At 51.5% G+C, this 23,754-nt stretch carries 19 protein-coding genes; 4 read left to right on the top strand and 15 right to left on the bottom strand.

What is annotated here, in order from left to right:
* The first annotated feature begins 135 nt into the window (after window positions 1–135).
* The 3 genes from JWJ90_RS11630 (at window position 136) to JWJ90_RS11620 (ending at window position 3,083) form a co-directional block, all read left to right on the top strand.
* The gene (locus JWJ90_RS11630; protein WP_205227396.1) at window positions 136–1,425 is read left to right on the top strand and encodes a methyl-accepting chemotaxis protein; all 1,290 of its coding nucleotides are present in this window, start codon (window positions 136–138) and stop codon (window positions 1,423–1,425) included.
* Window positions 1,426–1,616: 191 nt separating this feature from the next.
* Window positions 1,617–2,720: a lactate/malate family dehydrogenase gene (locus JWJ90_RS11625; RefSeq protein ID WP_205227395.1), complete on the top strand. Its 1,104-nt coding sequence runs from the start codon at window positions 1,617–1,619 to the stop codon at window positions 2,718–2,720.
* 3 nt (window positions 2,721–2,723) lie between these two features.
* The gene (locus JWJ90_RS11620; RefSeq protein ID WP_205227394.1) at window positions 2,724–3,083 is read left to right on the top strand and encodes an ACT domain-containing protein; all 360 of its coding nucleotides are present in this window, start codon (window positions 2,724–2,726) and stop codon (window positions 3,081–3,083) included.
* 27 nt (window positions 3,084–3,110) lie between these two features.
* Here the strand turns inward: JWJ90_RS11620 and JWJ90_RS11615 are convergent, their stop codons facing one another.
* From JWJ90_RS11615 to JWJ90_RS11545, 15 genes are all read right to left on the bottom strand, one after another.
* Window positions 3,111–3,902, bottom strand: coding sequence for a DnaJ domain-containing protein (locus tag JWJ90_RS11615; RefSeq protein WP_205227393.1), 792 nt, complete (start codon window positions 3,900–3,902; stop codon window positions 3,111–3,113).
* A gap of 54 nt (window positions 3,903–3,956) precedes the next feature.
* Complete coding sequence (locus tag JWJ90_RS11610; protein WP_205227392.1) at window positions 3,957–5,030, bottom strand: protein-glutamate methylesterase/protein-glutamine glutaminase; 1,074 nt, start codon at window positions 5,028–5,030, stop codon at window positions 3,957–3,959.
* A gap of 27 nt (window positions 5,031–5,057) precedes the next feature.
* Window positions 5,058–5,609 carry a chemotaxis protein CheD gene (locus JWJ90_RS11605; protein WP_205227391.1) on the bottom strand — a complete coding sequence of 184 codons (552 nt, stop codon included), beginning with the start codon at window positions 5,607–5,609 and terminating at the stop codon, window positions 5,058–5,060.
* A gap of 36 nt (window positions 5,610–5,645) precedes the next feature.
* Window positions 5,646–6,041 carry a response regulator gene (locus JWJ90_RS11600; protein ID WP_205227390.1) on the bottom strand — a complete coding sequence of 132 codons (396 nt, stop codon included), beginning with the start codon at window positions 6,039–6,041 and terminating at the stop codon, window positions 5,646–5,648.
* Window positions 6,042–6,171: 130 nt separating this feature from the next.
* Window positions 6,172–6,975 carry a response regulator gene (locus tag JWJ90_RS23735; RefSeq protein ID WP_205227389.1) on the bottom strand — a complete coding sequence of 268 codons (804 nt, stop codon included), beginning with the start codon at window positions 6,973–6,975 and terminating at the stop codon, window positions 6,172–6,174.
* A gap of 69 nt (window positions 6,976–7,044) precedes the next feature.
* Entirely contained in the window at window positions 7,045–7,881 is an 837-nt protein-coding gene (locus JWJ90_RS11590) for a CheR family methyltransferase (protein ID WP_205227388.1), read from the bottom strand.
* Between the two features lie 74 nt (window positions 7,882–7,955).
* Window positions 7,956–10,004, bottom strand: a complete 2,049-nt coding sequence (locus JWJ90_RS11585; RefSeq protein ID WP_205227387.1) for a methyl-accepting chemotaxis protein — start codon at window positions 10,002–10,004, stop codon at window positions 7,956–7,958.
* A gap of 57 nt (window positions 10,005–10,061) precedes the next feature.
* Entirely contained in the window at window positions 10,062–10,565 is a 504-nt protein-coding gene (locus tag JWJ90_RS11580) for a chemotaxis protein CheW (RefSeq protein WP_205227386.1), read from the bottom strand.
* A gap of 52 nt (window positions 10,566–10,617) precedes the next feature.
* Complete coding sequence (locus JWJ90_RS11575; protein WP_205227385.1) at window positions 10,618–12,726, bottom strand: chemotaxis protein CheA; 2,109 nt, start codon at window positions 12,724–12,726, stop codon at window positions 10,618–10,620.
* A 48-nt stretch (window positions 12,727–12,774) separates the two neighbouring features.
* Complete coding sequence (locus JWJ90_RS11570) at window positions 12,775–13,119, bottom strand: STAS domain-containing protein (RefSeq protein WP_205227384.1); 345 nt, start codon at window positions 13,117–13,119, stop codon at window positions 12,775–12,777.
* 64 nt (window positions 13,120–13,183) lie between these two features.
* The gene (locus JWJ90_RS11565) at window positions 13,184–13,549 is read right to left on the bottom strand and encodes a response regulator (protein WP_205227383.1); all 366 of its coding nucleotides are present in this window, start codon (window positions 13,547–13,549) and stop codon (window positions 13,184–13,186) included.
* Window positions 13,550–13,680: 131 nt separating this feature from the next.
* Complete coding sequence (locus JWJ90_RS11560) at window positions 13,681–15,501, bottom strand: methyl-accepting chemotaxis protein (protein ID WP_205227382.1); 1,821 nt, start codon at window positions 15,499–15,501, stop codon at window positions 13,681–13,683.
* A gap of 625 nt (window positions 15,502–16,126) precedes the next feature.
* Window positions 16,127–16,534, bottom strand: coding sequence for a desulfoferrodoxin family protein (locus JWJ90_RS11555; RefSeq protein ID WP_205227381.1), 408 nt, complete (start codon window positions 16,532–16,534; stop codon window positions 16,127–16,129).
* A gap of 208 nt (window positions 16,535–16,742) precedes the next feature.
* Entirely contained in the window at window positions 16,743–18,161 is a 1,419-nt protein-coding gene (locus JWJ90_RS11550; protein WP_205227380.1) for a methyl-accepting chemotaxis protein, read from the bottom strand.
* Between the two features lie 130 nt (window positions 18,162–18,291).
* Complete coding sequence (locus JWJ90_RS11545) at window positions 18,292–20,496, bottom strand: putative bifunctional diguanylate cyclase/phosphodiesterase (RefSeq protein WP_205227379.1); 2,205 nt, start codon at window positions 20,494–20,496, stop codon at window positions 18,292–18,294.
* 294 nt (window positions 20,497–20,790) lie between these two features.
* Here JWJ90_RS11545 and JWJ90_RS11540 point away from each other — a divergent pair, with 294 nt between their 5' ends.
* The gene (locus JWJ90_RS11540) at window positions 20,791–23,742 is read left to right on the top strand and encodes a PAS domain-containing hybrid sensor histidine kinase/response regulator (protein WP_205227378.1); all 2,952 of its coding nucleotides are present in this window, start codon (window positions 20,791–20,793) and stop codon (window positions 23,740–23,742) included.
* Window positions 23,743–23,754: the final 12 nt, after the last annotated feature.

Genomic DNA, 23,754 nt, shown 5'->3' with positions numbered 1-23,754 from the left:
CCTAAAAAATACGCTTTTTCGTCAATAATCCCTGAAATTATCCGATTGCTTCTGTTGCCGCATGCCCGTCATGAATTTGAGGCGATTTACACACTACAAAGCCGCTTCTTGTGCCATTAGAGTGGGGCTCCGGGAATGGCTGCCATTATATTAAGTGCGATGAATCTCATCCTTATAAAGCTGAACTACAGCAAGCAGCGATTTATTTTCTACCTAGAAGGATCATTGGATGCAATGGCTTTCCCTGTGACCACGACAGATATAAATATGAAATGGGTATTTATTAACAAGGTTACGGAATCGTTATTAGCCCAAAATAATTTGGATAAAAAAAGTGTAATTGGCAAGCATTGTTCAAATTGGCAAGCCGATATATGTGGGACAGAAAACTGTGGGGTCAGTTGCCTTCGGAAGGGTCAGGAGACGACTCATTATACTCAAGAGTATCCTGATGCACCCAGCACATATATGCAGGTCGATACACACTATATAAAGGATGACACTGGAAAAAATATTGGTCATGTGGAATTGGTCACCAATGTTGATTCAATCAAACAATTATCAGAAACTGCTAAGATATTAACACCATCATCTGAGTCTTTACTTGAAGTATCAAAGCAATTTGAAGAAAATTCTTTTGATATGTCACAGAGGTCTGATTCTGTCGCGGCAGCAACTGAAGAGATGAGTACAAATATGCAATCCATGTCCGTTGCCATGGAAGAAACAACGATGAATATGAGCCATGTCGCCTCAGCAGTTGAAGAAATGAATGCAACTATTGGTGAAATTGCAAAAAATTCTGAAAACGCACGATGTATGACAAACCTTGCTGTGGAGCAGGGGAAGAATGCGTCTGTTCAAGTAAGCAAACTTGGAGAATCAGCAGATAAGATAGCCAGTGTTACCGAAGTCATCTCGGACATTTCAGAACAAACAAATTTGTTGGCATTAAATGCCACTATCGAAGCTGCCAGAGCAGGAGAATCCGGTAAAGGGTTTTCTATCGTTGCCGCCGAGATAAAAGAACTCGCAAAGCAAACATCTGATGCTACTGAAGAAATTAAACGAACAGTTGAAAGTATTCAGACTTCAACAGACGGTACCGTCTCTGAAATTGAGAAAATATCAGATGGGATAAATGAGATTAATGATATTGTTTCTTCTATTGCCTCTGCTGTTGAAGAGCAGGCTGTTACAAGTCTGGATATGTCCAGAAATGTCGCGAATGCCTCTTCCCGGGTCGCCGAGATAAACGATAACATAAATCAGAGTTCTTCGGTATCAACAGAAATTGCTGAAGATATTACTGTTGTGCATAAGTCTGCGAGCCAGATTGCCCAAAATAGCTCCAAATTAACATCCAAGGCAGAAGAATTAGCGTCCTTAGCTAAGAAGTTATCTGCTATGGTCAGTGATATTTAACTAAAAATCTTGTGGATCCATTGCAATATAAGGGGCTTTGTCAGAGTTGCGGAAATTAAGAAGGGGTTGACCGGATAAACGGCAGGTTATTTACTGCCCTCACTGCATCAGGCAAGCAGGCTTGAATAAAGTGGTGGCCGAAGAAGAGGGACCACTTCTCGCCCACGCCACCTTGAACGAAGGAGAAGTGCATGGATGTGAGTATTGTCGGAGCCAGCGGCGGTTGCGGTCGTGAGATTGTAACCCAGATCGTGCAGCAGCGGCTTCTTGAAAGCCGGGAAATCCTTCAGTTGGTGGGCAGTAATCCCAATTCCCGCCGTCCTCACCTGCTGCATGGATTTCGTGCAGATCTCCAGGATGCCTATGCAGAGATTATTCCCGAATTAAACGTCACTGATAATCCTGATGCTATCATTGGTGATGTGGTCGTCATTACCGGCGGGCAGACCTTCTCCACCACGCCGGCAGAGATTGGATCTGCATCGCGTGATACACTTGCCCGGGCCAATGTGCCTGTTTTTGAGCGATTTGCCCGCGCACTTTCCCAAAATCGCCCTGCCTCACCTCCGGTTGTGATTATCGTCACCAACCCTGTTGAGCTCGGCGTGGCTATTTTCTCCCATTACCTTCCTCGCAATCATGTCATTGGTATGGGCGCGTATTCCGACTCGGCACGATTTCGTTGGGAGATTGCCTCAGATCTGGGGATCCGTCGGCAACGGGTTCGTGGGTATATGCTTGGCGAGCATGGCAACGGCATGGTGCCGATCTGGAGTTCGGTCCGCGTGCAGGGGATGACCGATCGGGAGTGGCGGCTACTGGAGCCGCAAATCCGTCGTGGTCTCCACATCGAAGAGTACGCCGATGCGCTGGTCACGCACCAACGCCACATGGTGCAATTAATCAGCAGCGACCATGTTAACGGGGCGGTGCAGGCACTCCGCTATGTGCGTGACCTGCCACCGGATCTCCGGGTTCCGCTGAAACCCTTTGCCATACACTACACAGACGCCAAGACCCAGACCGCGACAGCCGCCGCCACGGTGGAGCTGGTCAAGGCGGTGCTTGAAGGGCAACGCGTTGAAGTCTCCGCGCAGTACATGCATCAGGGGGAAAACGGTTTGCATGGTCCCTGTGGAGGACGTATTCTCCTCGCCGGATCCGTCTTGCAGGTGATGCCGGATCGGGCATCGATGACGACAACAGAACGCGCACTGACTGCGCAGTCCGGCCGGAATATTGCCACGAAAATTGATCAATGGTGGCATCCAGAACGTAACTCAGGGAACGCATAGAACATGGATACGACTCTCCCCACCCAAACCGATCCCGTAGATGATGAGAGGAGCCTCTGGCTGCTGGTGCTGACCACCCGTGACCATCCAGGTGATACGGCTGCCATTGCCTCGGTGTTTTCAGGACGTGGCATTCAGATCGATTCCTTTATCGGCTTTGGTTCCATTGCAGCAGCAGAAAACAGAAACCAGGGACGAATCATGATAACCTTTTATGCCTTCCCCGATCGGTGCCAGAATCTCTGCCGGGTGTTGGAAAGCCTTGAGGCGGTCCGTTCGGTTCGTTGTTTTGATCCGGAGGCAACAGGAACAGAGCTGGTCTCTCAGGCGGGAAGCATCAAAGAGTTGCTGGCGAAAATCTAATTTTTCGGCTGTCAGTGCGGAAGGTTTTCAGGCTGCCTGGTTTTCGTACTCGCGATTATGGCAACGAAAGTGGGTGAGCAGGGTGCACAGTTCCCCGAGGGTGATCAGATCCTTTTCAACGAGAATGGTCCCGAATTTTTTCTGCTGACGACGTTGCTGCAGCAGCACCATCTCTTTTTGGCTGCTGTTGAGCAGGCCAAGAGAGACCGCGACTTCGCCAAAGGGGCGGCGTGGGGTTCTGAACTTGAGGATGCGGTTGATATCTTCGGGAATGAGCAGGCCAAGCCGGGTGCCCATCTCTCCAAATTTAGGGCGCCCGCGTTGTTGCTGAACCAAAATGGTGGTGATGGTCCTCCAGGTGGTCAGCCCCGAATAGTAGAGGAAATGGCCAAAGAGCAGGCTCCGTTCAGGAAGCGGCCCCTGATACAATCGGTCAATAGTCGCCTGGCCAGTGCCCGGCCTGCTGTGGCTCTCAAGGATAATGGGGGCAATACTTCCCAGTGGTTCCTGGGCCTGACTAGCCGGATGCGCCCCAGCCGGACGCATGCGAGGGGCAACCGGCTCAACCATTGGTGCTGGCCGCCTTTTCCTGTTTTCGATAAACTCACTCAGCAGGGAAAACGCCTGTTGGACCGCATGGAAACTCTCAAAGTCAGTGGCATCGCCTTTTGGGCGCGCGTCGGGGTGGGTTTGGCGGGCACGTTGTCGGTAGGCGTTCTTCAAGCCACCTGGCTGCAGGTAGTCAAGAAAGCCCTCGCCAACAACGACTTCCTCACCAAAGAGCAGGCGACAGGCTTGCAACAGGGTGTCTTCAGTCACAGGTCGGTAGAACCTCAGTATTAAGATAAAAATTGGGAGATTCCTGCACCCCTTTTAATCGCATTGGCGCAAAACCTCCTGGGCAATGCGTTCCAGGGGCATGGTTTTGTGCACCCCCCCGTGTTTGATTGCCTCCGCCGGCATACCAAAGACCACACAGGTGGCCTCATCCTGGGCGATTGTTATTGCCCCTGCATCATACATCTCTTTCATGCTGCGCGCACCATCATCTCCCATACCGGTCATGATGACGCCCACCGCATTTTTGCCTGCATAGCGGGCGGCAGAGCGAAAGAGTACATCCACCGAAGGACGGTGCCGGGAAACCAGCGGTCCGTCTTTTATCTCGACATAGTAGCGGGCACCGCTGCGCTTTAAAAGCAGGTGATGATTGCCCGGTGCGATCAGAGCACGTCCCCGCACCACGGTATCGTTATTTTCGGCCTCTTTAACCGTAATCCTGCAGATGGAATCAAGCCGGGCGGAAAAGGCCGAGGTAAAATGTTCGGGCATGTGCTGCACAATGACAATACCTGGAGAATCCTCGGGAAACATCTCAAGGAAGACGCGCAAGGCCTCGGTGCCGCCGGTTGAGGCGCCGACCACCACCACTTTCTCCGTGGTCTGGAGCATGGCCTTGGAGTTCACGGCCCTGTTGGGAAGCACTACATCCGCGGTGAGCTTGGGGCTGCGCTTGATCGAGGGTTGGTTAAGCCTGCGCAACCGTGCCTGGGCTGCAGCCTTGACCGAATCGCAGATGCGCATTTTCGACTCTTCCAGAAACTGCTTGGTCCCCACCCGCGGTTTGGTGATAATATCGACCGCCCCACATTCCAAAGCCTTCATCGCGCTTGCAGAGCCATCGCCCGTGAGGCTGGAACACATCACCACCGGAAGAGGGTGCTGGCTCATTATTTTTTGAAGAAAGGTCAGCCCGTCCATGCGGGGCATCTCGACATCCAGGGTGATGACGTCCGGAATTTCCTCTTTGAGCCTTGCCGCAGCAGCAAAGGGATCATTGGCCGTGGCCATGACCTCGATTTCGGGATCACTGCTGAGAATTTCACTCATGGTCTGGCGGACGACCGCCGAATCATCGACAATAAGTACACGGATTGGTTTATTCATGGACCCTCCCTGACCTCTGCCCTGGTTTTATGAGCGGCGTGGGGATCGGATTTTTTGTCTTTCTTTGGTTAAGAGTGCCCGCTCCGCAGCGGGTAACTGCTCTTTGGGCACCCGTTTGATGAAAACATCGCCGGTTTCAGTATAAAAGACGAGTTTGCGGCCCTGCTGACCACCAACCTCCACCACAGCAGGGGGGATTTCACTCAGTTCCAGGGTCGTCAGTGCGGCCTGAATATTCTGGGCACCTATAGTGCCGAGAGCATGACTGCCGCGCATCAGGGGGAACATGTCCGCTCCGCCAAACACCTTGGCCACGAGTTCATCGTGGCGAACCTTTTTTTCCTGAAAAAAATCGATCATGTAGCCAATAGACTGGTTGACAAATTTTCCAGGTTCTTTCTCCATACCGTTTGGCAGAACGGCATGGCATATAGCGGCTAAACGCGTTTTCGGCGAAAAAAACGTGACGGAAACGCAGGAACCAAGCACCGTGGTCACCTTGGCAGGGCCTTCTGCTATAACTATCTCTGAGGGGTTCAGATAGATGGCAACCGCCTTGCGTTCATGAAGAGGCATCATTGGTTAACTCATCCTAGGAAGCGGGGAGACAGCGCATCAGTATTGCATCCCCAAGTCATCAAGTCGTTCAAGAAGTTTGGCCTTATCAACGGGCTTGACCAGATAGGCATCGCAGAGCCCGGAAAAGGCTTCGATCACATTTTGGGGATCATTAAGCGAAGTGGTCATAATAATTTTTGTGCCTTGGCTGGAGAAAATATTTTGTTCTTCTTCCAGCGCACGTATCTTTTTCAGGGCCTCCTGACCATTCATTTCCGGCATCATGATGTCAAGGCAGACCAGGTCATACGGAGCCTTATCTGCAAGGGCCATTTGAAAAGCCTTCACCGCTTCCAGGCCGTTGGCTGCGACATGGGTCGGTCCAAAACCTTTGAGTAACTCCTGCAGCAAAAGGCGAGAGGTGAAATCATCTTCAACAATCAGTGTTTTCATATATTGCTCCCTGGACTTATCTTCAATCCTTTTATCTTCGGAGATTATCCCGTGATCGGTGAGTTTTTTTTTAGGGCTGGCACCAAGCAAATGTCGGACTGCTGCGCCTAGCCGTCAGGGGGCGTTTCCCTCAACACTCCTTCAAGGAATTCACCCCTTTGGTCATCTCCTCTTTCAGGCAGGCAAATTCATGGGCAACCCGCTCTACCGCAGGCTCCAAATCCGTTATGTGCGCAGCACTCAGCTCTTCAATCTGGTGGGCAACGTTCCAGAGGCGTTTTCCTCCGACCACCGCTGCTGCCCCTTTTATGGCATGTGCCTGCTGGCGCAGCCCTGACAGATCCCCAGAGCGGTAACAGGACTCCAGTTTATGTATCTGCTGGGGCATATCCTGTAAAAACCCCTGGCTGACGATGAATTCGACGTGCTTGTCTCCCATAAGGCGGGTATGCATCCCCTCTTTATCCCAGATGGGAACCACCTTTTGTTCGACATTGCTCTCATCGGAGGGCAGGGGACTGCGTTCATAGCCCTTTGTGGCTCTCAACAGGGGGGGGAGCCATTTTTTCAATTTCTCTTCAAGCTGTTCCGGAAGGATCGGTTTGGAGAGATAATCGTTCATGCCACAGGCTAGACATTCCGCCTGCCCGGATGCGTCGGTATGGGCAGTCATGGCAATGACCGGAATGTTGTGGTTTTGAACCTGGGAGTTCTGATCACGAATAAGGCGTGTCGCTGCAAATCCATCTAGACCCGGCATCTGGCAATCCATCAGCACCAAATCGTACTGACGCAACTTCAGTGCCTGGATCGCCTCCTCACCGTTTGCGACTGCATCGGCCAGCATGCCCAAGTTTTCCAAAACCGCCAGGGTGACCTCCCGATTGGTTATGTTGTCTTCGGCAATAAGTATTTTTGCCTTTTGCTGTGTCACCGCAACTCATGCCTCCAAAGCAGTCGTAAAGGAAAGCTGAACGTACGCGATCAACGGGGGATACCTAATCTAAGGTTTTCGGTAAATAGTTGGGGCAACCTGGACAAAAGGCGTATCGTAGCCGTGGAGTGATTCTGAATGCCCAAGAAAGAGAAAGCCACCGGAGTGCAGGTGCAGACTGAATTTGCGCATCAGTTTTTCCTGGGTTTCATTGTCAAAGTAAATAATGACATTACGGCAAAAAATAATATCAACCGTGTTCGGAAGCCCAAAGTTCTCATCCATGAAGTTGAGACGGCCAAAGCGGATCAAACGCCTGAGTTCTGGGGCTATTCGAATTTCAGGATTGCGTGTATCCTTGTTCCTTAACAGGTATTTCTTTCGGTGTAGGTTGGAAACCGGCTCAATGCGTTCCATGGGGTAGACCGCCCGTTTGGCTACCTGCAAGACCCGTGTAGAGATATCTGTGGCAAGAATCTGAAAACGAAAGCCTGGGTTTCTTTCCTGGACCTCTGAGAGCACCATGGCCAGGGTATAAGGCTCTTCGCCGGTTGAGCAACCCGCGCTCCAGACGCGTAATGGATTATGGGAGCTAAACCGTTTGCTCTGCTGCAACTCACCCAGGGCGGTGGATGTCAGGTAATCGAAATGCGTTGGCTCTCGAAAGAAATCGGTTTTATTGGTGGTGACCGCGTTAATTAGGTGAACCATCTCTTCTTCCAGTCCCTTGGGACTAAAGAGAAAGTTACAGTATTGCGAGAAGCTGGCAAACCCCAGAGCCCGTAGCCGTTTTCCCAGCCTGCCGGTGAGCATGGTATTTTTTGACTCAGGCATCTTGATCCCCAACTCTGAATAGATCAGAGACCTGAGTTGTTGGAAATCACGGGGATTAAGAACAGAGTTCATAGCCAACTCCGGGGGAAGCCTCTCCCTCCTGAAAGGGATATCTTGTCAGATGGGAGCGCTTCTTCCTGTTAAACCTAAAAACGTTCGAACTGTTCATCCAGCTTATCACCATCACTGCCCATATCAAGATCAAGTCCACCACCGGAAGGGGAAACTTTTTTCACCTTGGACTCTGGCTTTACCGGAGGCAGGGCCGCCTGCTTTCTCGGAGCCGGAGAGGTGGCCCTGGGGGCACGGCGCATGACGGAGCTACCACGGTTGTCCACTTTAAAGAAGGCCATGATATCCTGCAGCTGCTCCGCCTGACTGGAGAGTTCTTCCGAGGTGGAGGCCATCTCTTCCGAGGCGGAGGCGTTCTGCTGAATGACCTGGTCAAGCTGCATGATCGCCCTGTTTACCTGCTCGGCTCCAGTATCCTGCTCTTTGCTGGCAGCGGAGATCTCCTGGACCAGTTCAGCGGTACGCTGAATATCCGGGACCATCTTCGCGAGCATGTCACCGGCCTGCTCGGCTACCTCGACACTGGATTCCGAGAGTTCAGATATCTCGGCAGCGGCGTGTTGGCTGCGTTCCGCCAGCTTGCGGACCTCGGCGGCTACCACAGCAAAACCCTTGCCGTGCTCACCGGCGCGCGCCGCCTCAATGGCCGCGTTCAGGGCCAGGAGGTTCGTCTGGCGGGCGATCTCCTCGATGATGGAAATCTTACCGGCGATATCGCGCATGGCCGCAAGGGTCTTGGCCACGGCCTCGCCTCCTGCCTTGGCATCATCGGCGCTTTTGATCGCTATTTTTTCCGTCTGCATGGCGTTATCGGCATTCTGGCGAATGTTGGCCGCCATCTCTTCCATTGAGCTGGAAGCTTCTTCAGCCGCCGCCGCCTGCTCGGTGGCCCCCTGGCTCATCTCTTCGGAAGAGGCGGAGAGTTCCTGGCTGCCCGAGGCCACGTTATCCGATGCCCCCTGAACGCTGGCAACCACCTCTTTGAGCTTGTCCACCATGGTGTTGAGCGCGCCCGCCAACTGGCCGATCTCATCTTTTTGTTTGATATCCAGTGATTTGGTCAGGTCTCCATCGGAAACCGTTTCCGCAAATTGTACCCCCATGAAGATAGGCTTGGTAATGGCACGGGTAATGAAAAAGGCAATGAGACAACCAAGAATAATGGCGGAAAGCAAGCCGACAATCATGACTGTTGAGGCCGTGGTCAGGGAATCCACCGCATCGTTGGCAATGGTGTTGGTGCCCTCCATTCCCTTGACCGAGACCTCGCGTGATTCACTGGTCACCGTATTACCAATGGCTGTGCGGCTTTTGCCCAGTTCAACATTTTTCAGCCACAGGCCGAGAAAATCGTTCATGGCCGTCTTGTAATTTCCGGCAGCATCTTCGACATTTCTCAAGTTCTTCACATCTGCTGCAGAGCGGATAATTTTATTTAGCTCACTAAACTTGCCCTGTATTAGCTCGAAGTTGGCATTGGCCTCTTCGAAGATTTTGGGGTTTCTGTCAGCCTGGGCCCGCCAGGCGGCAATGCGTGTCTGGTTGCCGAGGGTGATGATCTCGTTGATCAGGGAAATTTTGGCCATTCGCTCATTCAAGGCCGCAGCCTCTTTAGCCGCAGCGATTTCAGAGGCCATTTTCTGTTGCTGGCCAGCAAGGAGGATGTTGCAGTTTTTCGTGTACTGGGCGGCCGAAGAATCGAGTTGAGCAAGCTGCTCATCCATCTGCTTGTTCACGCCCACAGTGACATCCACCAACCGCTCATATTCGGTAATCGCCTTTTCCACCTTTTCCGCAGCCGGTTTAAGCGCTTTAAGATGGGGAGAGCGGTCCGCAAGTTCTTTGGCTTTCCCAAGGCGCTGTTTGATGGCGGCAAAGTTTTCCCGAGTCTGATCTAAAAAGGCTTTTTCTGAGGTAAATCCATAGCCGCGCATGGAAAACATGATGCGAAAGGCGCTGCGCTCTATCTGGTTGGCTATCCCCACCTCCGGGACATACTCCTGTTGCAGCATGACCGATTTGGTTTTAACGGTACTCATATTGATAATGGCAAGAATGCCGAGAGCAGCGGCAATCGTCAGCAGTGCCGCAAAGCCGAGGCCGATTTTGAATCCTAATTTCATGGTTGTTCCTCTCCTGTTCAGTTATCGGTTCAACGCTTCAGAGTGCTTTCAAGATTCTCAGGATATTTCCTGATGAGGCGCCTCCGCCCTGTGGACCTGCATGAGTTCTTCATTACTGAAGACTTTGTCTATATCAAGGAGGATGATAAACTCCTCGTCGCGTTTGCCCATGCCCTTGATGAATTCGGTGTTCAGCTTGGTGCCGATTTTGGGGGCAGGCTCAATTTGTTCCGGTTCTAGCTCGACAACCTCTTGCACCGAATCGGCCAGAGCACCAAGCACGGTGATCTCGCCATCCATATTTATTTCCACGATGATAATGCACGTATTGACGGTCTTTTCCGTCTGTTCCAGACCAAATTTGAGGTGCAAATCTACCACCGGGACCACGGAGCCACGCAGGTTGATCACCCCCCGCATATATTCCGGGGTGCGGGGCACCTTGGTAATGTTGGTGAAGTCGAGAACCTCCCTCACTTGGCCAATGGCGAGCCCGAACACTTCGTCCTTCAGCATGAAGGTGAGGTATTGGTTCATCTCAATGTTGTTTACTTCAGCCATAAACGCCTCTCCCTTGTAGGTTGTTAGCTGGAAGGAAATGGTTGTTTATTGTTTAACCTGCCTGTTCGGCTCGATACGCAAGGTGGTTGATATCAAGAATCAGGGCCACGCTGCCATCGCCCAATATGGTCGCGCCGGAAATACCCTGAACGTCTCGATAGACACGGCCCAGGCTCTTAATCACCGACTGATGCTGCCCAATGACCTGATCCACCACCAGACCGACCTGGGTACCGTTGACACTGGTGATCACAACCTGCTGCAGCGGCGGTGGCTCAGAGGGTACGTCAAACTCTTCACGCAGGGGAATGTAGGGCACGATCTGCTCGCGGACGTTGATTAAATTACGTCCGTGGGCCCGCGCGATATCCTCCTGGCTCAGCTCCACACATTCCTCGACAATAGACAGGGGCAGGGCGTAGTTGTCCTCATCCACACTGACCAGCAGGCTTTCTACAATGGCCAGGGTCAGCGGTATACGAATGGTAATGGTGGACCCTTCCCCTGGCTGGCTGTCGATGCAAATATTCCCGCGTAGATTGTCAATGGCGCGCTTGACCACATCCATGCCCACGCCCCGACCGGAGATACCGGTCACCTGCTGGGCAGTGGAAAATCCCGGGGCAAAGATAAGGTTGAACACCTCAGTGTCACTGAGTTGGGCATCCGGGGTAATCAGCCCCCGTTCCACACCTTTGGTAAAGATGGCATCGCGATCAAGCCCCTTGCCGTCATCTTTGATTATAAGCTCCACGCTGTCGCCTGAATGGGCCGCCGCCAGAAGAACCGTCCCGGTTGCAGGTTTGTTTGCGGCCTGACGCGTCTCCGGTGACTCTATGCCATGATCCAGGCTGTTACGGATCAGATGCACCAGGGGATCATTGAGTTTTTCGATAACGGTTTTATCGATCTCGGTTTCGGCTCCCGTTGTCTTCAGATCGACCTTTTTGTTGAGCTCATTGGAGAGATCGCGGACTAACCGTTTGAATTTACTAAACGTTGTTCCTATGGGCAGCATGCGCATATTGAGCGAGGTGTCGCGCAGCTCAGCGGTTAAGCGTTCAACCTCTTCGGCAATGGCCAGCAGTTCGTTGTCATTACGCATGTTGGCTGCCTGGGAAAGCCGAGCCTGTACTGTGACCAGTTCGCCCACGCGGTTGACCAACTCATCCAGCCTGTCAGCGGGGACGCGGACACTTGAGGTGCTTTCTTTGGTCTTCCGTTGACTGCGTACCTCCCGTACCATTTCCTGTTCATGCAGGGCGGCCTGAACAGAACCGGTTGTAACCTTGTGCATGTCGACAAGCTTCTGGCCAATGGGCTTGGCTGGTGCAAGGATGCTGTCGAGTTCTTCCTGGGAGATATCTCCGCGTTCGACTAAAATCTCTCCAATGCGTTTGTAGGAAGGATCGGAGTCAACGCTGTCGTTATCATCAATGACGTCAATGTTGATTTCCGCATCATCTTCGACAAAGATAAAGACATCTTTAATTGCGTTGATACCGCGCGAAGTGTTGAGAATGATGTCCCAGTGGACGTAGCATAGCTCAGGAACAAGCGTATCCAAGAGAGGGATAAGCTCTGGTTGGGCCACAACCTTGCAAGGCCCCAGTTCAGAGAGTTCCCGGAGCAGGCCCTCGGGGCGGGTGCCGCTGAGGCTGATATCTTCTGCCAGGCGCAGGCGAATCCGGTAGGTGGCCTCACCTGCAAGATCTTGTTCGGCATCGGCCGAAGGCTCCAGTGGATCGGGAGTTTCATCATGTTGCTCGGCAGCCTTTGGGCTGCTCTCCTGGGCCATGGAGCGAAAGATTTCCATTAACCTTTGTCCTTGTGCCCGGTCTACCTCGCCCTCTGTATCCTCTTCGAGAAGCGAACGAATATAATCACGGGCAGACAGGCTCTGACTGACCAGGTTGCCGGTTACCGGGAGTTCCCCCTTTCGTACCAGATCAAAAACCGTTTCCACCTCATGGGTGAACTCGGCCACCTCATCAAAGCCGAACATGGCACCGGAGCCTTTGATCGTGTGCATGGCTCGAAAAACCTGAGCCACCAGTTCCTGGTCTTGGGGAGATTCCTCAAGCTCCAACAAAGCTGTTTCCAGCGAGGCCAGCAGTTCTGCAGCCTCTTCCCTGAATACTTCTATATGTTGATCAGACATGATCCGTATCCTTGGTGAAAAGGAGATGGGGCGCCGGTGTGGATGGGCTTAAATCCACATACATTTTTGGCCGGGGGGACAAAGGCTGCATCCGCAATGTCTTGTGAATCCGGCTGTCAGCATGGCTTCGTCAAGAAAGCCTGGGCGTTCGCTCTGCCAGGAAAAAACTTTATCTTTACTGGCTGCGGTGCGGTGAGCTGCGCAGAGTAGCTGGAGACCGAAAAAATCGATGCCGCTTAAGTTGTCTGCCTCAATTTGAATATTTTTCCAGGGGGCTGCAAACGCTTCCAGCAAGCTCTCGCGTAATTCTGCGACTGTTTCAATGGTGAGTTCGCCCTCAATATGCATGATGAGCGTTTTCTCTCCTGCCGGTTCTTGGGCAATGTTGAGCATTTTGTATCCTCCCTCTCAGAGCAGGAGCCCCAGTGATACACGCGGGGCCCCAAGGATCGAAAGCCTAGCCAAGCACCTTTTTCACCACCGCCACCAGCTGCTCTGGTTTGAACGGTTTTACAATCCAGCCGGTTGCACCAGCTTTTTTCCCCTCCGCCTTTTTGGAGTCCTGTGACTCGGTGGTCAACATGACAATCGGGATAAATTTATTGAGCTTTGATGTGCGTACACCTTTAATCAGGCCAATGCCATCGAGTTTGGGCATGTTGAGATCGGTCAGCAGCAGATCCACCTTTTTCGCGTTCAGCTTGGTCAGGGCATCCTGGCCATCCACCGCTTCAACAACCTCATAGCCATTTTGTTTCAAAGTAAAGGAGACCATCTGGCGAATGGAGGCTGAATCGTCGGCGGTCATAATTGTTTTTCCCATAATTGTAACTCCCTAAAAAAAAGACCGGCTTAGGCGGTTAAGTTTATCAAAAGAGTTCTTGTACCTGAATCTTGAATGGTCAGGGATTCAGGTTGTCCTCAAGAACGTTCACTTCTTGCTGAAAATTGAGGTTAGAAGAGATCCACATTATCCCCAAATTCACCGGAATCGGTTTCAGCCTCAGCTGGAACAGGCTTTGACTTTTTAAGGGTAATGCCATGTTGCTGCGCTATTTCAGCATGAATGCGCCGCTCACTCTCCATGGTGTATCGATCGGCCAGATTATGCAGCTCTTCTTTGAACGCATCGCTTGCAGGATAGAGTTGGCGGGAGGCGCTAAAGACCTGTTCCAGCTTTTCCTGCACGCCGCTGGCGATTTGGCGAGTACGATTGTGCACGTGAATGGAGCGGGTCAGTTGGTCAAATTCCGTGGCCAGGGCTTGTCCCTGGCGCTGTAATTGGCCGACCAGGATATGCAACTCGCCACCGACGTTTTCTAGGTCGCCCAGGAGTTGGTGCATTCTCTGCTGCATTTCCATGAGCTGATCGCTTAAGGCGTGTTGTTTACTCTCTGATTCACTGGAAATAGCCTCGGTGATACTTTGAATTTCTCCCAGGGCCTTGGAGATGATATCGGTCCTGCGAATGGCATCCTTGGAGAGCTGACCGACCTCATCGGAGAGGGTGCTCATGGAGGCTCCGTCCTCTCCGGTAGAGACCGCCTTGATACGGGCGTTGAGGGCAATTTGGATTATCTCGCTGCCGAACTGTTCGACATCATGGACAAAGGTCGTCACTTCTTCCATGGTGCGCAGCACATTGTGCATCATGTCATCCATGGTCGCTGTCGTTGAACCATACTCCCGCAGCAGGTCGGTCACAGCGGTCATGTTCGTTGTAATTTCACCTAAAAAAGAGTCGCCCTGGCGGGTGGTTGAAGAACCTGAGGCGATATCTGCTGTAATCTCCTCCTGTGATATCTGCAGGTTGGCTATCTTTGCAATAATGGTTTCCACAGATTCATAGAGAACGTTGCTGGCAAACTTGAGCTGTGCATGCTGAATCTCACAGACATCACCAATTTTCACAATCGCGCTTTGTTCCTTCTCCGAACTGTTCGTTGCATCGGCCTCTTCTACCTGCGCAAACAAAGGCAGAACACCTTCAATAGCTTCCACCACATGTTCGACCTGTTGACGATAGGTGTCCTCCATCTGGAGTGACTGAACAATTTCACTGATATCGTTAGAGTTTTGCGTCGAGATTGACTCGATGAGCGTACCTGAGTTGAGATAGTTCTGATGAATGTTTTCAAGTGAACTCAGGCTTTGTTCCGTATTTTCAATGGCCGTTGATTTCCGTTCTTCGCCATGGGAGAGTTCTTTTTCAAAGAAGCGGCTGTTTTCCCCAACGGTTTTCAGTAATTCGTCAATATTTCCTTTGATGGCAGAGGTCTTTCCCTTAATTTGCGAGGAGAGTTTACGAATGTCTGTTGCCAGGTTTAAAAATTCTCCGCCCATATCCTGGAGATAAGTGGATTCAATACGAATAAGGACTTCAAAGATATAGAGCTGTTTGGCCATGCTGCGAAAATCTTCCACCGGCTGGCCGACCTGACGAAGAACCGTCCCCACCTGACCAATCTGATTTGAATTATGCATGCTGCGCTGTTGTGCCTGATCCAGGTAGCTTGCCATCTCCGTCAGCACTTGGCGAAGCTGCTCCATGAGTTCGCCCACTCGGTCTCCTCCCGCTATATCAACCAGTTGCCTGGCTGTCTGCGAAAGTTCGTCGGTGTGCATGTAGGCTTCCTGCATCTGTTGACCAATCTTGAGAAAATCCTGTTCGGTTGATCCAGCCAGGTTGCGCAGAATATCCAGGGAGGAGGAGAGCAGAGGGGGCCAATTTCTTTTCCAGGCATGTCCAGGATGAGCTTCTGCAGATGTGGGCATAGGCGTTTTTCGCGTTTAGTTCTCTGTTAGTGGCTCACGAGCCGTGGGGAAATATAATGGCTTCTTTAACGCTGCATTTATCTTGCCATGCAAGGATGGTTGAGTAAAAATATTTGTTTTTCATTTGTTTTCCGTTTGTTATTGAAAATTTTCCGGGAGAATGTGAGGTGGCGGCAAGGGGGGATTTGTCTATGAAATTAGACAGTTTTTCCTGGGAAAGCAGCCTTGCTAAGATGTCGGTTGAAAGAGGGGTGGGCTGCTCTTGAGCAAATGTCGAACGATGTTGTTTGAAAGGAGTGAAATTATGTCCCAATTATTGGTGAGTTAATAGTTTGAGTATTGTTCGTTATTCCTGTTATGGGGAGGGGATAAAGTTGTCAAGAAAAGTAGACAGTGTGTTTGGGGGATTTGTACACAAAAGTTAACAGTCAAAGCCGTGGCGAGGATGTTGCGTGCACAAAAAAATTCCTGAATCCGTGACGGCGTGTGGTCACGGAACAAGGTCTCCTGTTACTGAGACTGAGATGCCCCCCTCGAAAGATAAAAAAAGGGCCCACCGTGATAACGGGGACCCTTGTCAATCAATTCGTGTACTGGCCTGGCGTTTATGATCGCCTCAACCGCTTCACACCATTGCCTCGCTTACCCAAAAATCATGGCGATTACAGAAGCTGGTGGCCATGATTTTTCCGCTATACCCTGCAGGTAGCTCATAGCTTGATTCAGGTGTGTCCGTGGGGGTGAAAGTGGTCGCTCCAAGAGGCGTGCCATCGGCCAGCACCAGGGTGTGGCGAACAATAAAGTGCGCCGCAGACATGGGATGTTTGGTAACCACTGTCACCTTGGAGCCTTCCACCGTTATTTCTGGAGCATGGCTGCCTACCTTGGCGGCCCATTTTCCAGGATTGTCTTTGCTGTATACAACGTTGAGATACGCTGGCGCTTCTGTTGCCAGCGCTTGCGAGACAGAACCGACGGCCAGTACAGAAGCGGTGAGAGCAGTTGTTTTGAGAAACTCACGACGATCTTGCATTAAATTTCCTCCTTGGATCGACATTCTTGCGATAGACTTGAGGCTATTTCAGCACGCTGCTGCAATCGCCCCATGGGCTGGATGGCACAGCCATTACAGTCGCCCCTGAATTCGAACCGGTTGAGCCACTGAGACAAACTCAGATGCAACTGATCATTATTCTTAGACATCTTTCCCTTGGGCGCAAGGTCTTTTTTTATGGGGAGGACTAGATTTTTAACAGGTTTTCAAAATTAATATCCGCTCCCAGAACTCCAGAGAAAGTGGTACCGCTACACACCGGTACGGCAATGGTGAGGCAGAACGTGTCCGTTGCTTCTGATTTGTAGATCTCGGAAATAAATGGCTTGCCTGTTTCACGTACATTGCGAAACCACTCTTTGCCACTCCAGTTTTTTCCTTTGGCCAGGGTGTCGTATTGGCAACTGTCCTGGTTGCGCAAAACATTACTGGAAACCTGTATCCCCTGAGTGTCTGTCAGATAGAGCAATTCGAGATAGGAGAGGGCGCTTAATTGTCTGAGCAGGACTTGATCCGTCTGTGTTCCCGGCGCAGTTATGGCCTGTTCGCAAGCCAGGGCCAGTACCGCTTTTTCCGCTTTTCTATACTGGGGTAAGATAAAGATGCCGGTGGAGAGCAGTTGGCGGTCGGTGAGGTGTTTGAGTTGATCTGCAAGCTGCGTCAGTTGTTTGCTTTCCTCGCGTCCCTGTCTGCCGATGGTTGAAATGTGTCCAAGATCCTCTCCGAATTGCGAGACCGCAGTCTTTTGATCCTCAACGGCACCAATCACTGACTGCAGATGCGTATGAAAATGACGGTGCTCAGTGCCTACCTGGGAAAGCGACGTTGTTGCCTCCCGGTTGCCCTCGAGCCCGGAGACGACTTCCTCCTGCACCTGGGAAACTGCGCTGACGGTCTGACCGATAAGTTCACTGATACCAAGCAATGAATCTTTCACCTCCTGCGCTGCCTGGGCCGTCTGCTGCGAGAGTTGACGTATCTCTTGGGCGATAACGCCAAAGCCAGCGCCATGCTCACCTGCCCGCGCAGCCTCAATGGAGGCGTTGAGAGAGAGCATGCCCGTGTGATCGGCGATTTCCGATATCGATTCAATGATGGAACCGATGTTTTTTGAACGTTGGTCAAGTTCGTTGATAGAGCCACTGAGCCGCTCAACCCCTTGCTCCATGGACTGCATTTTCTGTAGAGCCTGATTGGTGATGGTCTGGGTTGCATCGATTTCCGCTACAATGCGTGCCGATTGCTCAAGGGCCTGACCGGCACTGTGCGTGGATGTACTGATGCTTGTCGCCAGTCGGTTGCAGGTGTGTTGAATATGCTCGACCTCCAGGCTTAATGACTCTGCCCCCTGATGCACCTGCGCGGCTATCGTCTGGACCTGTGGCGCAACGGTTGCCGTCTCCACATTGTGCTTGGTGAGATCGTAGACAAATGTTTGTAACCGTTTAAAAATTTGGTTTATGGCCTCAACCAGATCGTCGCCTGCCCCTGTGCCCGGCAGTGAGAACCGTTGGCTGAGATCAAAACGACCGGCGAGTGTCTCTTTAATGGCTGCAGCCTCGTGACGGCGAGTAACAACGATTTTTGATGTAAACAGTCCAAGCATATCAGTGTGTGACCTTTTTTTAAGGGAGAATTGACTGGGCGGGGACGACGGGAGGGCGAGGCATGGGCAAAATACATATCCCATTTTGTTTTTCGCTTCCGCGTATTCTCAGAATACGTTTTTTTTGCCGTCAGCTCACCTGTGAGGCGGCGTATTGGCGAATCATTGTGGCCGCCTTGGTCCGGTCAACTGGGCGGGAAAACATAAATCCTTGCGCCCGGTCGCAGTTAAGGCTGCGCAGACGGTCCAGTTGATCCCTGTTTTCCACCCCCTCGGCAATAACACCCAGGCCCAGGCTTCTGGCAAGGGAGATAATGGAACGCACAATCTGATCGTTTTCCTTGTTGCCCTCTGAAAAGTCCCGAATAAAAGAGCGGTCTATCTTGAGGTGATCAATGGGGATACGGCGGAGGTAGGCAAGGGAGGAGTAACCTGTGCCGAAATCATCAATGGCTATCTGGACCCCGAGTTCGCGCAGCCGATTGAGTTCGGAGATGGCGCTGTCGACATCATGCATAATCACTGATTCGGTCACCTCGATTTTGAGGTTGGCCGGGGCGAGGTTTTCTTTTCTGAGCACGGCTGTCACATGCTCCACCAGCCCGGCGTCAGCAAGTTGCCTGCAGGATACATTGACACTCATGGTCAGCCTGCGTGCATGGTCCTGGTCATCTTGCCAGACTTTGAGTGTGTGGCAGGCCTCGGAAATGACCCACTTGCCCAAATCGATGATCAGTCCAGTTTCTTCGGCCAGGGGAATGAAACGGTCTGGAGGGACCATGCCTCGCATGGGATGATCCCAGCGGACCAGAGCCTCAAAGCCAAGCAGTTGCTCCGTATCCACGGCAACGATGGGCTGGTAATGCAGGGTCAAAGCACCATTATTTATGGTCTCTCTCAGCTCAGCCTCCAGATTGATCGATTCCACCAGTTCAAGGTGCATACGCTTGTCAAACAGGACAATACCCTTGCCTTGCTGTTTAGCGCGATACATGGCAATATCCGCATCCCGCAGGACCTCTTCGGCGCTGGTGTACTCATTGAGCTGAGCAACGATGCCGATGGAGGCACCAGGGGTGATTTCGTTTCCATACAGAGAAAACGGTTCGCAGAGAATGGAATGCATACGACGCGCTATTTTGAGCAGTTCTTTGCGAGCGGGGAACTCTTCCAGAATGAGGGCGAACTCGTCACCACCAAGGCGGGCCACGGTATCCACTGAACGCACACAGACCGACAAGCGCTGGCCCACTTCGATGAGAAGCTGATCTCCGGCCGGATGCCCCAGGGAGTCGTTGACCGCTTTGAATTTGTTGAGGTCTATCATCAACACCGAGTAGTACAGTTCAGGGCGTCGATGCGAGCGCTCCAGCGCCCGCTCCAAACGTTCCCCAAAAAGAGTACGGTTGGGTAATCCGGTGAGAGAATCGTGAAAGGCCTGATGGGTGATTTGCTCTTCAAAAGATTTACGTTCGGAGATGTCTTCGTAGATATAAATGATTCCACTTGTCGAAGAACCGACCTGGATGGGAAAGCCGATCATGTCAACGGGGATCATGCTTCCGTTTCGATGGCGGCGCTGGGTTTCACACTGCACGGTTTCACCGGATAAAATCGTATTGCGGACATTTTCACACTCAACCATCAATCCCTCAGGAACAATAAGCGCCCGCATGCCGAAGCCAATGATATCGACGGCCCTGTAGCCAAAGAGCCGCTCAAACCCCTGATTGCAGTTCACCACATTTCGTTTGGTGTCGATGATGACAATCGCCTGGGGGGAGTTGTCAAAGAGTTGGGAAAAAAAGGCGCGTTGCAACTCCAGTTCCTCTTCCGCCTCCTTGCGGGCGGTAATATCCATGACCGTGCCTTCATAGTAGCTGATCCCACCGGAAGGATTGTACACCGGCCGCGCATTCTCACTGATCCAGATAATCTCTCCGTTTCGTTTTCGAACCTGTGATTCAAAACCGATGATACGTTTATCCCTTTCGAGGATGGAGATAAATTCATCCCGACGTTCCGGCCGCACATACAACTGGTGCTTAATGTCCTTGAAATGACGAATAAGTTGTTCTGGTGTGGAAAAGCCGTAAATGCGTGCCAGTGTCGGGTTGACATCCAGATAGCGGCCATCCGGCGTGGTGAAAAAAATACCCTCCAGGGAGTTGTTGAACAAAGAACGATACCGTTTCACCTCTTCGTATTCCTGCTCTGGGGGAGCGTGTTTCGCACCGCGATAATCGACCTGGGGGAAGAGCGGGGGAAGAAGCTCATCGCATTGATCTAAAAAAGAATGGTCCGTATCATCGCTGTTCTCGTGTGTACGCATCATTTCGGAGAGAGTGTGGAGGTTGAAAGGAAGAGGGTTCGCTTGGGGGGTAAGCAAAACACACACCAAGGTCGTTTAAAGTTTTTTCTTTCAACATTTCTCACTAGATATGCCGATTGTTGTTTAGAGATGAAAAGTCCGTCGCCCCAAGGGGTTGAAGGGAATTGGCAAAGTTGTTCGCAAAAAAATGCAAATTTAACAAAAACGATGTGATTTTATGGCTGCAGTGAGGTAATAGCTATAAATTCATTGCAAAATAGAGAGGTTAGAAAGTGTTCTACCTAGGGGATGGGGGATATGGTCAGCAACAAGCTTGCCGAGGTTATACAGGCCCGGAGCCTCCCGGGCGATGAGACGTACAGAAGCGCCTTTTTCCCTCAGGATGTACGTACATGTTCCCTCCTGATTGCCTTTGGCCTGCTGATCAATTTTTTGCTCCTCCGTACAGATTATCTGCTCCTGCACAACCAGCCTCTGTTGCCTTGGGTGGTTGCCCTGCGCTGTGTTTATATCTGTTTTTCCTTTGGTATCCTGGTTGGGATCAATCGCCTGCGCGATCCTGTGTATTTTGACCGTTTCATCCTGGTCTTGGCAATCTGCACAGTGGTGTTTGTGCTTTTGGGTAATCTCTCCAGGCCTCCTGATTACACCGGCTATATTCCTCTTGATTTCTGCGTTATCCTGGCGCTATATACCCTGCAGCCCGGCAAATGGTTGTGGCGGGTGTTGCCACCGATCACCTTGAGCCTGGGGAGTTTTCTGCTTTTGGTTCTGGTTAAATCGAAACAGAGCTATATCAACCCGATATCTCCGCTCAGCGGTTACCTTGCCGTGAATGTCATATGCACCCTGGTCTCCACGACCTGGTACCGCTACCGTAGATCTTCCTTTTATGCTCACAGTGAACTTAAAGAACTCTACCATGAGTCGGAGAGTCGCAGACGTGAGATTGCAGCTTCGGAAATCTTCTGGGAACGTATCATTGATACCTCACCCAATATGTTGATCGTCGTTGATGGAAAACGGCGCATAACCCGGGTGAACAGTGCCTTGGTAGAGCGTTTACTGCTTTCCAAAGAAGCCATCGTCGGGCAACACTGTTGCCGCTTGCTCTGTGGTTTGGGGGAGCTGGTTGATCACTGTCCCCAGAGAACAATCTGTCAGACGCAAACGCCGCAAACGGTGGAGACGTATTTGCCCGTTCTCGGCGCGGATGTTCGCATTCGCTCAACCCCCCTGGCTGAAGGAGCTGAGGGGAAATCCGCCAATGTCCTTATAATTCAGGATATTTCTGACTGGAAAAAATCTGAATCAGCTTTGCGAGATGCCCGGGAACAGTATCGTTCACTGGTTGAAAACAGTCATGCTATTATTTACACCATCACCCCAAAGGGGAGGATAACGTATGTCTCCCCCAGCTTCAGGAGGCAGCTTGGCTTTGAAGAGGCTGATGTTGTTGGCAAATATTTCAAGGAATTTGTCCATCCCGAGGATCTTGCCCACTGTGAGCACTACAAGGAAAAGCTGCTTTGTAGTGGAGAGGAGCAACGTGGGGTGGAGTATCGTATCTATGACCGGAATGGAGATCTCCACTGGCATCTCACGGACCTTATTCCCCGATTTAATGATCAGGGAGAAGTGGAGTCCTATTTTGGATATTCTTTTGATTTAACGGAAAAGAAGCTGCATGAAGATCGGCTGAACGAGGCGCGTGAAGCCGCTGAAAAGGCCAGTCAGGTCAAGTCTGATTTCCTTGCCCTGGTCAGCCATGAAATCAGGACCCCGCTCAATGCCCTGGTTGGATTCAGTGGTCTTGCCCGTCGGACCTCGGATGATGATCAATTGCGTCAATATATTGATATCCTGGATCAATCAGCGCATCTCCTCATGGACTTGGTCAACGATGTGCTCGATATGTCCAGAGTGGAGGCTGGACAGTTACGCATTAAGGATGCTCCATTTAACCTGGTCGAGGTGCTGGAGCTCCTGCGCTGGCAGTTTACGCCCCTTGTCGATAAGAGTGCCGGGGTCACCATGAATCTGGAGCTGGGGCCTGAGCTTCCCGCCTGGGTTGTGGGGGATGCAACCAGATTACGTCAGGTTCTGTCGAATCTCCTTGCCAACGCCTTGAAATTTACTGACGATGGTTCCGTTGTCCTTCGAGTCCAAGGGGAAAGGAGCACAGCGAAAGACGACTATTTCTGGTTGCGTCTTGAGGTAGAGGACACTGGTATTGGCATCGATTTAAGCAAGCAGGATCTTCTTTTTGAGCCTTTTCAACAGATCGATCCGGGGATCAGTCGAAGATACGGTGGAACCGGTTTGGGGCTGGCCATTGTTCAGCGGTTGGTGACGCTTATGGGCGGATCCATTGAAGTGCAGAGTCAACTTGGTCAGGGAAGCTGTTTTACTGTCAGGGTGCCTGTTCGAATCTGTGCACCGGTTGTGCTGGAACAGGAGTGCGGCGGTCTTTCCAGCTCTCTTTTGGTCTTGGTCGTAGAGGATAACGGCTTTAACCGTTTGCTCCTGGAGAAAACTTTGCGGGAGTGGGGGCACCGGGTTATCACTGTAGAAAACGGCGAGGAAGCGCTCAAACGGGTGGAAGAACGTCTTTTTGACTGTATTATTCTTGATTTATGGATGCCCAATCTCAACGGTTTGGAGTTGGCCGGGCGGCTCCGTTCCCGGGAAAGAGCGCTCAAGCAGGGACAAACACCGATTATCGCCTATACGGCTGATACCGATGAGAGAACCAGAGAACGAGCCTTGCAGGCTGGTATGCAGGAGGTGCTGTGCAAACCTCTCGATCTGCAGAAACTCTGTGTTGTTTTGCGTACTTATTGCACAGGTGCACGTGCCAAGACCGGTGAAAGCGGAGCAATCGAGCAGAAAAACAAATCGGACCAGGAGCTGCAATCCTTTGGATTAGACGCAAAGGTAATGGTGGATATGGGATCTGATCAGGCGCGTATTGTTACCTATGCCCACCTGCTTTGGGAGGATATTGAAGCTGAGAAAAATAAGCTTGATCAGGCGTTTTTGCTCTCCAATCGTGAGCAGATTCTCGAAGCAGCACACAGTCTGAAAGGTTTGTGTGGTTATCTGGCCGATGGGCAGGCAGGAGAGCTTGCCCTGCGTCTTCATCAGGGGGCCGACGAGCTGCCATTATGCGCACTCAATTCATTGGTGCAAAAGCTCTACAGTCATTTAAAGCCTCCGGCGTTTGTAACCGAAAAGAGAGAGACTTGAATCCTTGTGTTG

The organism is Desulfobulbus rhabdoformis (assembly GCF_016919065.1).
GTDB classification, from domain to species: Bacteria; Desulfobacterota; Desulfobulbia; order Desulfobulbales; family Desulfobulbaceae; genus Desulfobulbus; species Desulfobulbus rhabdoformis.
Note: the sequence above shows the minus strand (reverse complement) of the source record. Positions and strands in the feature narration are given on the sequence as shown.

Excerpts from the sequence above, each read along its gene's own strand:
- JWJ90_RS11570 (WP_205227384.1), bottom strand. The coding sequence starts at position 13,119 with ATGCTCAACATTGCCCAAGAACCGGCAGGAGAGAAAACGCTCATCATG.
- JWJ90_RS11565 (WP_205227383.1), bottom strand. The coding sequence starts at position 13,549 with ATGGGAAAAACAATTATGACCGCCGACGATTCAGCCTCCATTCGCCAG.
- JWJ90_RS11550 (WP_205227380.1), bottom strand. The coding sequence starts at position 18,161 with ATGCTTGGACTGTTTACATCAAAAATCGTTGTTACTCGCCGTCACGAG.
- JWJ90_RS11620 (WP_205227394.1), top strand. The coding sequence starts at position 2,724 with ATGGATACGACTCTCCCCACCCAAACCGATCCCGTAGATGATGAGAGG.
- JWJ90_RS11610 (WP_205227392.1), bottom strand. The coding sequence starts at position 5,030 with ATGAATAAACCAATCCGTGTACTTATTGTCGATGATTCGGCGGTCGTC.
- JWJ90_RS11545 (WP_205227379.1), bottom strand. The coding sequence starts at position 20,496 with ATGATGCGTACACACGAGAACAGCGATGATACGGACCATTCTTTTTTA.
- JWJ90_RS11630 (WP_205227396.1), top strand. The coding sequence starts at position 136 with ATGGCTGCCATTATATTAAGTGCGATGAATCTCATCCTTATAAAGCTG.
- JWJ90_RS11575 (WP_205227385.1), bottom strand. The coding sequence starts at position 12,726 with ATGTCTGATCAACATATAGAAGTATTCAGGGAAGAGGCTGCAGAACTG.
- JWJ90_RS11590 (WP_205227388.1), bottom strand. The coding sequence starts at position 7,881 with ATGAACTCTGTTCTTAATCCCCGTGATTTCCAACAACTCAGGTCTCTG.
- JWJ90_RS11585 (WP_205227387.1), bottom strand. The coding sequence starts at position 10,004 with ATGAAATTAGGATTCAAAATCGGCCTCGGCTTTGCGGCACTGCTGACG.
- JWJ90_RS11580 (WP_205227386.1), bottom strand. The coding sequence starts at position 10,565 with ATGGCTGAAGTAAACAACATTGAGATGAACCAATACCTCACCTTCATG.
- JWJ90_RS11555 (WP_205227381.1), bottom strand. The coding sequence starts at position 16,534 with ATGCAAGATCGTCGTGAGTTTCTCAAAACAACTGCTCTCACCGCTTCT.
- JWJ90_RS11605 (WP_205227391.1), bottom strand. The coding sequence starts at position 5,609 with ATGATGCCTCTTCATGAACGCAAGGCGGTTGCCATCTATCTGAACCCC.
- JWJ90_RS11625 (WP_205227395.1), top strand. The coding sequence starts at position 1,617 with ATGGATGTGAGTATTGTCGGAGCCAGCGGCGGTTGCGGTCGTGAGATT.
- JWJ90_RS11540 (WP_205227378.1), top strand. The coding sequence starts at position 20,791 with ATGGTCAGCAACAAGCTTGCCGAGGTTATACAGGCCCGGAGCCTCCCG.
- JWJ90_RS11600 (WP_205227390.1), bottom strand. The coding sequence starts at position 6,041 with ATGAAAACACTGATTGTTGAAGATGATTTCACCTCTCGCCTTTTGCTG.
- JWJ90_RS11560 (WP_205227382.1), bottom strand. The coding sequence starts at position 15,501 with ATGCCCACATCTGCAGAAGCTCATCCTGGACATGCCTGGAAAAGAAAT.